This is a genomic window from Arthrobacter sp. (genome assembly GCF_031179985.1).
Classification (GTDB): Bacteria; Actinomycetota; Actinomycetes; order Actinomycetales; family Micrococcaceae; genus Arthrobacter.
In genome coordinates, this window is the sequence record NZ_JAPSHJ010000047.1 from 1 (window position 1) to 6,824 (window position 6,824).

Below are 6,824 nucleotides of genomic sequence, written 5' to 3' on the forward strand. Positions count from 1 at the left end.
ACGTGGGCATGTCCAGCCCAGCCACAGCCGAGAAGTCCCGCACACCGCCGTCGGTAATGATGGCAGCCGCACCACGCATCTGGGCGCGGAGAGCGAGGATGTCGCCGATGGTGCCGGTACCCTTCTCTCCGCGTGCTTCCATGACCAGGATTTCCCCGTCATTCACCGAATCGATGGCCCGTTTCTGGGCATTGAAACCACCGCCGTGGGCCTCGAAGAGATCCTCCCTGTTCGGCACGTAGCGAAGCGTCCGGGCGAGGCCAACTACACGCCGGTCCGGACGGGTGGCCTGCAGCCCGTCGATGCTGACGTTGTTAAGGCCGCGCTTCCGCAGTTGAGAGGAAAGGGTGGCTGTGGCAACGCTTTCGAGCTTCTTCTTCAACTCCGGTGTCAGCACAGCTTTCAGTTCTGGCAGGCCGGCGGCTTCCCGGGAGCCGTACGCTTCCTCACGCTGAACGTCATCGGTCCTGGGTTGGGCCCCGAAGTCCGCGAACGGCGTCGTTCCCTGCGTCACGGTTGTGGTGAGGCGGCCGCTGCTGTGCCCCGTTTGCGGGGAATCAACTTCCACCTCGACGACGTCGCCCGGCACTGCAACAGAGGCCCCCGCCGGTGTCCCCGTGAGGATGATGTCTCCGGGTTCCAGGCTGAGCAGTTGTGAAAGGTCTGCCACCAGACGGGCAAACGGGAACAGCAGATCAGCGGTGGTGTCCTCCTGGACGAGTTCCCCGTTATGCCAGGTGCGGATGCGGAGTTGTGTGGGCTCCACTGCCTGGGCGGGAATGAGGCCGGGGCCGACGGGGGTGAAACCATCTCCGCCTTTAGACCGGACGTTGGATCCCTTGTCCGCATACCGGAGGTCGTACACGCCAAGGTCGTTGCTCGCAGTCACCCCTTCGACGTGGCTCCAGGCGTCCTCAAGGCTGACGTGGCGTGCGGGCTTGCCGATCACCAGCGCGATTTCACCTTCGTAGCCGAGGAGTTCGCACCCGGCAGGCCGCTCCACAGTACCGGGAGCATCGGCGGAGCCGAGCGCCAGGGAAGACGGCGGCTTGAGGAAGTAGGAGGGCTGGGCCGGCGTCCGTCCGCGCTGGGCGGCCCGGCTCGGGTAGTTCAAATGCACAGCGATGACCTTGCGTGCTGAACCTAAGGTGTCGCCATTGACCTGCTGCACAGGGTTTCTCCTCATCAGGTACGAAATCGTATACGAAACATCCTCCATCGTGGGCAGGCCTCCCGTCAAGACTCTGAATGGGTAAGACCTGGCACCCGTGGTTCCTATCGCGGGTGCCAGCTGTGGTTAACGAAATGTTTGGACAGCTCGTTTCATCGACCGGAAGAGTCCTTAGTGGCAGCCTTCCGGTGCCTGGCTACGGCATCGGTGTTTCCACACCGGGCGCTGCAGTATCGCTGCCGTCCGGCCTTTGAATTGTCCACGAATGCTTTGCAGCAGCTCTCCCTTGCGCAGCTGCCGATCCGTTCGCCGCCGCTCCAGGCTATGAACAGGGCCAGGCCACCCGCCGTGACAGCCTTGACGCGGGAGACGACGTCATCGCCTTCGGGAAAGAGGTGGAGGTGGGGGCGGGAACCGTCATGGGTGGTCAAGGAGATCGTACCGGCAGCGCTATCGAGGAGGGTATTGATTGCGGTGCATCTTTCGTCCACGGTCTGGGCGGCAAAGGCTGGTTTTAGCTTGCCCGCCCACGTGTGCAGACCGTGCTCCGCCTTGGCGTCCAGCCCTGGCTTCCGAATGCTGAAGTTCCGCAGGAGGGCTTCCAGGTTCTGCCCTTCTGCGGCGTTGACCAGTGCGGCGGCCAGCTGGGCTCCCACCTGATTCTCGTGACTGTAGGCCATCCCTTAAGTGTAATGGTTGAACGGCACCAATCCATTACAGGATGCTGGATTTATGCATGAACATCACTGGCAAGTCCAATCCGAGCACTCCACGTCCTCCGGAACCGTCACCTATTCCCGCTGCCGCTGCGGCGCCCGGACGATGCGCTTAAGGGAGGCCACCGAAACCCTCCTGTCCGCCGTCGTGAACTACAAAATTCTGTGATAGCCCACAGCCTGCTGGCGTTGCTTCCAGTTCTGGGACTAATCGGGGGCGGCTTCGCCATGAAGGTGAGGACTTTTCTCAAGCCCGAGTTCTGGCCCCAGGCTGAAAAGCTCTGCTACTTCGTACTCCTACCCGCCCTGTTCATTAACGGGACGGCGACCACCGAACTGGCCGGCCTGCCCATCGGCACAATGGCGCCGGTCCTGGGCGGATCGGTCATCGTGACTGCCGCGGCCCTGGTCCTGGCGCAGAGGAGGTTCCGCTTTGACGGGCCGGCTTTTACCTCTGTTGTGCAGGGAAGCATCCGCTTCAACAACTACCTCGGGCTCTCCATCGCCGTCATCCTCTACGGCCAACAGGGAGTGGCCCTGGCTGCGATCACCAACGCCATTCTGGTCCCGCTCGTAAACGTGCTCTGCACTATCGTCTTTGCCCGCCACGGCAGCAAACCGCTGTCCGTCAGGGGAACCTTCCGCAACATCTGTACGAATCCGCTGATCCTCGCGTGCGCCGCCGGAATCGTCCTCAACCTCACCGGGCTTGGACTCCCGGCAGGAATTGCAGAACTTGTCCGCGCGCTCGGCAGCGCATCTCTGCCCCTTGGCCTGCTCTGTGTCGGTGCAGGACTCCAAGTCAACAGCATCGGGCGGAATGTTCTCCCAATCGCCTACGCATCCGCCATCAAATTCCTCGTACTGCCGGCAACCGGGGTCGCAGGCTGCCTGCTTTTGGGGTTGGCCGGGCCGCCGGCTGGCATCGTCGTCCTCTTCCTGGCCCTTCCGACGGCATCCTCGGCGTACGTCATGGCCAAGGCACTTGGGGGAGATTCTTCCTTGATGGCATCAACCATTACGCTGCAGACCATCACAGGGGTGTTTTACCTGCCCGGCCTTCTGCTCCTCATCACATCGTTCACCGCGTAGCAAAGGCTGCGACTCTGAAACCCGGCCGCGCTCTTTGGGACGCGCAAACGGTCCAAGGCCACCCATATTCAGGTGTCCCCGGACCGAATGCGCATCCTGGCAACTTTTACTAGGCAGTTTCGCGTCGCGCCACCTTGTAGAAACGGATGTGTTCGTATTCTTCGAGGCCCTCGGCGCTTCCTTCGCGTCCAAGGCCTGACTGCTTGACGCCTCCGAACGGGGCGCCGGCGTTCGACGGTACGCCCTGTCCGGTTAACAGTTGGTCCATGGACCCATGCTCAATTCACCAACATCGGCGTGCTGGAGGCTGCCGACTTCGGATTGGCGTATGCACGAGGTGAAGTTCCTGCTGACCGCGCTCCGGTCCGGCTGCACGTGATGGGCGAGGACATCTGGCGGGATTTCGATTCATGGCCGCCGCCGGGCTATGTACCCAGGAAGTTCCACCTGCAAGCCGACGGCGGGGTTGTCCGGTGACGGTGTGCCTGACGGCGCGTTGTGCGACGGGGCTGCATCCGGTGCGCTCTCAGAGGAGGCGGAACGGACTGACCAGCTTGTCCTCGGCCGATGAACTCTCCGCAGTGACAGTGCGGCTCTGGCCCACAGCTTATGTTTTCAAGCAGGGCCACCGCATCAGGATTCAGGTCTCCAGCGGGGCATTCCCCCGCTTTGCGCGGAATCCCGGCACAGGTGAGCTCACGCGCTACCGCCACCACGTTACGATCGGCAGACCAGGCTGTGTATCACGGCCCGAACACACCTCGGCGGTGATCCTGCCGGTGCGGACGTAACCCGGCACAGGCAGCTGCATAGCTGCTGATAGCGTTGGGATTCCCGGAAGAAATGGATCCCGAAGCAAACATGGTGCGGAATAGGGCGATCGTCTCTTCGCTGAAACGGCTTCAAGACCTGAGAGACGGCATACCCAGCCTGCTCCGCCGAACGGCAAGCGCGACCGGTCGGCTTGTCCCGCGTCGGGTATTTCTGCTTACCTGGCTGCTGCCTCTGGGCGCCGTACTGGCGATCCTGACACTGTACGTCGCGGGCGAGCAACGCATTTACTTCTACGACCCTCGCGGTTATCAGGAAGTGGCAATAGGCGCTTCCGAAGCTCTTCGCCGCGGGCCGTACGACCTGTACACGTGGCTGAGGGCGCAATCGCTCAGCGAGTATCCGCCGTACTGGTCACTGCCACTGGCGGTTTTGCCGCCCGAAGTCCTCAATCTTCGCGTGCCCTACGAGATCGGCATGGCCCTGCTCGGCTTGCTCCCATTGACTGTGTTTACGGCCAAGATCGCCTGCCGAACCCTGGGGCTGCGGGTTACGCCCTGGATCGTATTGATGGCCGGCCTGAATCCGCTGGCCTTCCTTGTGTGTGTGCAGGGTGTGCCCGACCTGATCGGGATGTCCTTGATTCTTGCTGCGATCTGGATACTCATGTCCCGTCCGATGCATCGGTCCACTTTGTTCTGGGCACTGGTGGTTGGCGCAGGGGCGTTGCTGGTGAAAAAGAACTTCCTCTTCGATCTCGCGGCCGTCGTCGCGTGTTATCTCATTGCCTATGTGATCTCTGCTGTTCGATACCGGCGGCCGCCGCAACGGTGGCGGATCCTGCTCAAGGAGGCGCTGAGCCTGCGGGTGCTGTTTGCGGGGGCCGCAGTAATTGCCGGCACAGCAGTGCTCACCCCGGGGACCCTTTCATCAATCTTCGCGCGCGACAACTCGCTCTTCTACATCAGCTATCAGACCTCGCTGACGGATGCGCTGGCCAGCAACCTGTCCTATGCCGGGGGCTTTGTGGCGCTTGTCCTGGCCCTCGCTGCCGTGGTGGCGCTTGCGGTGGTTATTGCCGCCAGGACATCGCCCTCGGTCACACGCAACGCTGTGTTTGTGGCCGCCTTCCTGATCGTGTCCGAGGTGCTGTGGGCGCTCGTCCAGAAGCAGGCCGGAATCATCCATCAAGTACATGTGTGGCCGCTGCTGATGGCGCTTGGGTTCGCAGGGCTCGTGCGGATTGTGCCCAGAACACGCCTGGCTGTCCGGCAGGGGATCGGGCTGGCCATCGCGATGGCGCTCTTCGCGTTTATGTATGCACCGGCACCGGCTCTGACTGGGCTGCGCGTTACGGCGGCGCAGCTGCCGGCAGGTTTGTACCCGAACGTCACAGCGCCATTCGTACAGACGAACCTCGACAACCTCATCACCGTGGCCCGTACCGTCCGGGCCCTGTCTGAAACGGATGGGCCGGTCCTCGTGCCGATCGCATCCACCTCGTTCAACTCAAGCCTGCTGTTCCAGACGTACGTTCAACAGGCGGGTTCCCCGATCCCCGACATCTACCAGCTCCCCCAGGTGGACCTGCGGGATGCGCAGCCCTGGTCAGGGCTCATTGGAGACGAGGGACGTACTGTGCTGGTCTCCAGACAATGGCTTCCCGACCTGCCCGAGGGGCACAGAAACCTGGAAGCAGTGAACGAGTTCCTGGATTCGCCTGCGGCTCAGCGGTGGATCAGATCGTCGCAACCCCTCGACGCCGGAGTTCCCGGGCAATTGGCGGACCTCCACGTCGTCCACCTTGTAATCCCGGAATCCGATGCTCTCGCTTTCGCCGCGGCGATCCGGCCCTATCTGCCGACAAATGACGTCCAGGGGCTGCCCGGTGCGGTCGCACTGCTGACTGATCAGGACCGCCGGACCGAAGGGCCAAGTGCCAAGACATTGGCGGCATGGTCCACCGCGGCGGGAACGCAGCCCGCTCCGACACGATTGCTGATTGACGCCACTGCCGCACATTCGATCAGTCTCAGCACGGAAATTGCCGGCTGTGACGGCCTGAAGTACGAGTGGACTGCCCTCGGGCCAGACACTGCGAGCTCTCCGGTCGCTGCATCGGACGTTGGGGAAGGCATGTTGCAGCCGGGTGCTGTGGAGACTCTCTCAATCCCGGCTTCTGAAGCTGGCGGTGCGCCTTGGAGCCATGTGCTTACGCTTGGCACCCAAGGCAACACTCCGGCGGACTGCCTAGTGACTGTCCGTGTCCAAAGCTGACGCCATTTGCCCCTGAAAGAGGGGTGTCGTCAGATGGGGCGGATGTTCTCTGCCTGGGGGCCCTTCGGCCCCTGGGTTACGTCGAATTCGACTTTCTGGTTCTCCTCAAGTGACCGGTAGCCGCTGCTGGCAATAGCTGAGTAGTGGGCGAATACGTCCGGGGATCCGTCGTCGGGGGCAATGAAGCCAAAACCCTTTTCCGAGTTGAACCACTTAACTGTTCCTGTAGCCATGACTGTTTCCTTAACTTCAAATCTGTCTCTGCCGACACCAGCGGGGCAACGGCTGCGGATACCCTGCCCTTCCCTAAACATACCGGGATGGGCAGGGAGTACAAGGTCAGGGACGTGTGGTTTGCCCTGTTTTTTGAGAACAGCATCACTAGGCTGCTCGAAGCCGCGGGGCAGTTCTTTCGTGGAAGGAGGGATCCGGGCTGACATACTTCTTGATGACTGAAACCGGGGGATCGTTTTGAAGTTTGTGATGTACGCCATTCTGGCGCCGATTGTGGGAATCGGTATCTTTTCCTGCTTCTACACGGTGCGGAAAGCCAAACGCCGTGAAAGGCTCATGGCGGGGTGGCCAAGGGTGCAGGCCACAATAACGGGGCTTGTGGCTAATCCGAGGCGGCGCTCCTACCCCACATATCAGTTCAGGGATCCGAACGGCACGCTGTTCGCCGGCGAGTCAGACGTTCCCTTCGCAACGCTCCCTGGCTCGACGGTGGAAGTGGCCTACAACCCGCTCAATCCCAACCAGTCCTTCCAGGTCTCCTCCGAATCCAAGGTCCTGCTGGG

Annotated in this window: 8 protein-coding genes and 1 pseudogene; 5 read left to right on the plus strand and 4 right to left on the minus strand. The window is 61.9% G+C overall.

Annotation, left to right across the window (positions count from 1 at the left end; translation table 11 throughout):
- Together RIN13_RS16790 and RIN13_RS16795 are read right to left on the minus strand one after the other, a co-directional pair.
- Positions 1-1,186 (minus strand): fumarylacetoacetate hydrolase family protein (locus RIN13_RS16790; RefSeq protein ID WP_309108460.1); only part of this gene is annotated, 1,186 nt, incomplete at its 3' end.
- 137 nt (positions 1,187-1,323) lie between these two features.
- Entirely contained in the window at positions 1,324-1,851 is a 528-nt protein-coding gene (locus tag RIN13_RS16795) for a CGNR zinc finger domain-containing protein (RefSeq protein WP_309108461.1), read from the minus strand.
- Between the two features lie 201 nt (positions 1,852-2,052).
- On the opposite strand from RIN13_RS16795, the gene RIN13_RS16800 reads away from it, so the two are divergent.
- Positions 2,053-2,979, plus strand: a complete 927-nt coding sequence (locus RIN13_RS16800) for an AEC family transporter (protein ID WP_375164784.1) — start codon at positions 2,053-2,055, stop codon at positions 2,977-2,979.
- 109 nt (positions 2,980-3,088) lie between these two features.
- On the opposite strand, the pseudogene RIN13_RS16805 reads toward RIN13_RS16800, so the two are convergent.
- Positions 3,089-3,223: pseudogene (locus tag RIN13_RS16805) on the minus strand (aldehyde dehydrogenase family protein); the annotation flags it as partial.
- Positions 3,224-3,276: 53 nt separating this feature from the next.
- Between RIN13_RS16805 and RIN13_RS16810 the strand changes: the two are divergent.
- Genes RIN13_RS16810 through RIN13_RS16815 form a run of 3 tightly spaced genes read left to right on the plus strand, consistent with a single transcriptional unit; the run spans position 3,277 to position 6,027 of the window.
- Positions 3,277-3,456, plus strand: coding sequence for a hypothetical protein (locus tag RIN13_RS16810; protein WP_309108463.1), 180 nt, complete (start codon positions 3,277-3,279; stop codon positions 3,454-3,456).
- The gene (locus RIN13_RS20535) at positions 3,390-3,770 is read left to right on the plus strand and encodes a CocE/NonD family hydrolase C-terminal non-catalytic domain-containing protein (RefSeq protein ID WP_375164785.1); all 381 of its coding nucleotides are present in this window, start codon (positions 3,390-3,392) and stop codon (positions 3,768-3,770) included. The genes RIN13_RS16810 and RIN13_RS20535 overlap by 67 nt, the downstream gene beginning before the upstream one ends.
- A 52-nt stretch (positions 3,771-3,822) precedes the next feature.
- Entirely contained in the window at positions 3,823-6,027 is a 2,205-nt protein-coding gene (locus RIN13_RS16815) for a hypothetical protein (RefSeq protein ID WP_309108464.1), read from the plus strand.
- A gap of 29 nt (positions 6,028-6,056) precedes the next feature.
- Here the strand turns inward: RIN13_RS16815 and RIN13_RS16820 are convergent, their stop codons facing one another.
- Positions 6,057-6,260: a cold-shock protein gene (locus RIN13_RS16820; RefSeq protein ID WP_309108465.1), complete on the minus strand. Its 204-nt coding sequence runs from the start codon at positions 6,258-6,260 to the stop codon at positions 6,057-6,059.
- Between the two features lie 250 nt (positions 6,261-6,510).
- Here RIN13_RS16820 and RIN13_RS16825 point away from each other — a divergent pair.
- On the plus strand, positions 6,511-6,824 hold a 314-nt coding region (locus tag RIN13_RS16825; protein ID WP_309108466.1), incomplete at its 3' end, for a DUF3592 domain-containing protein.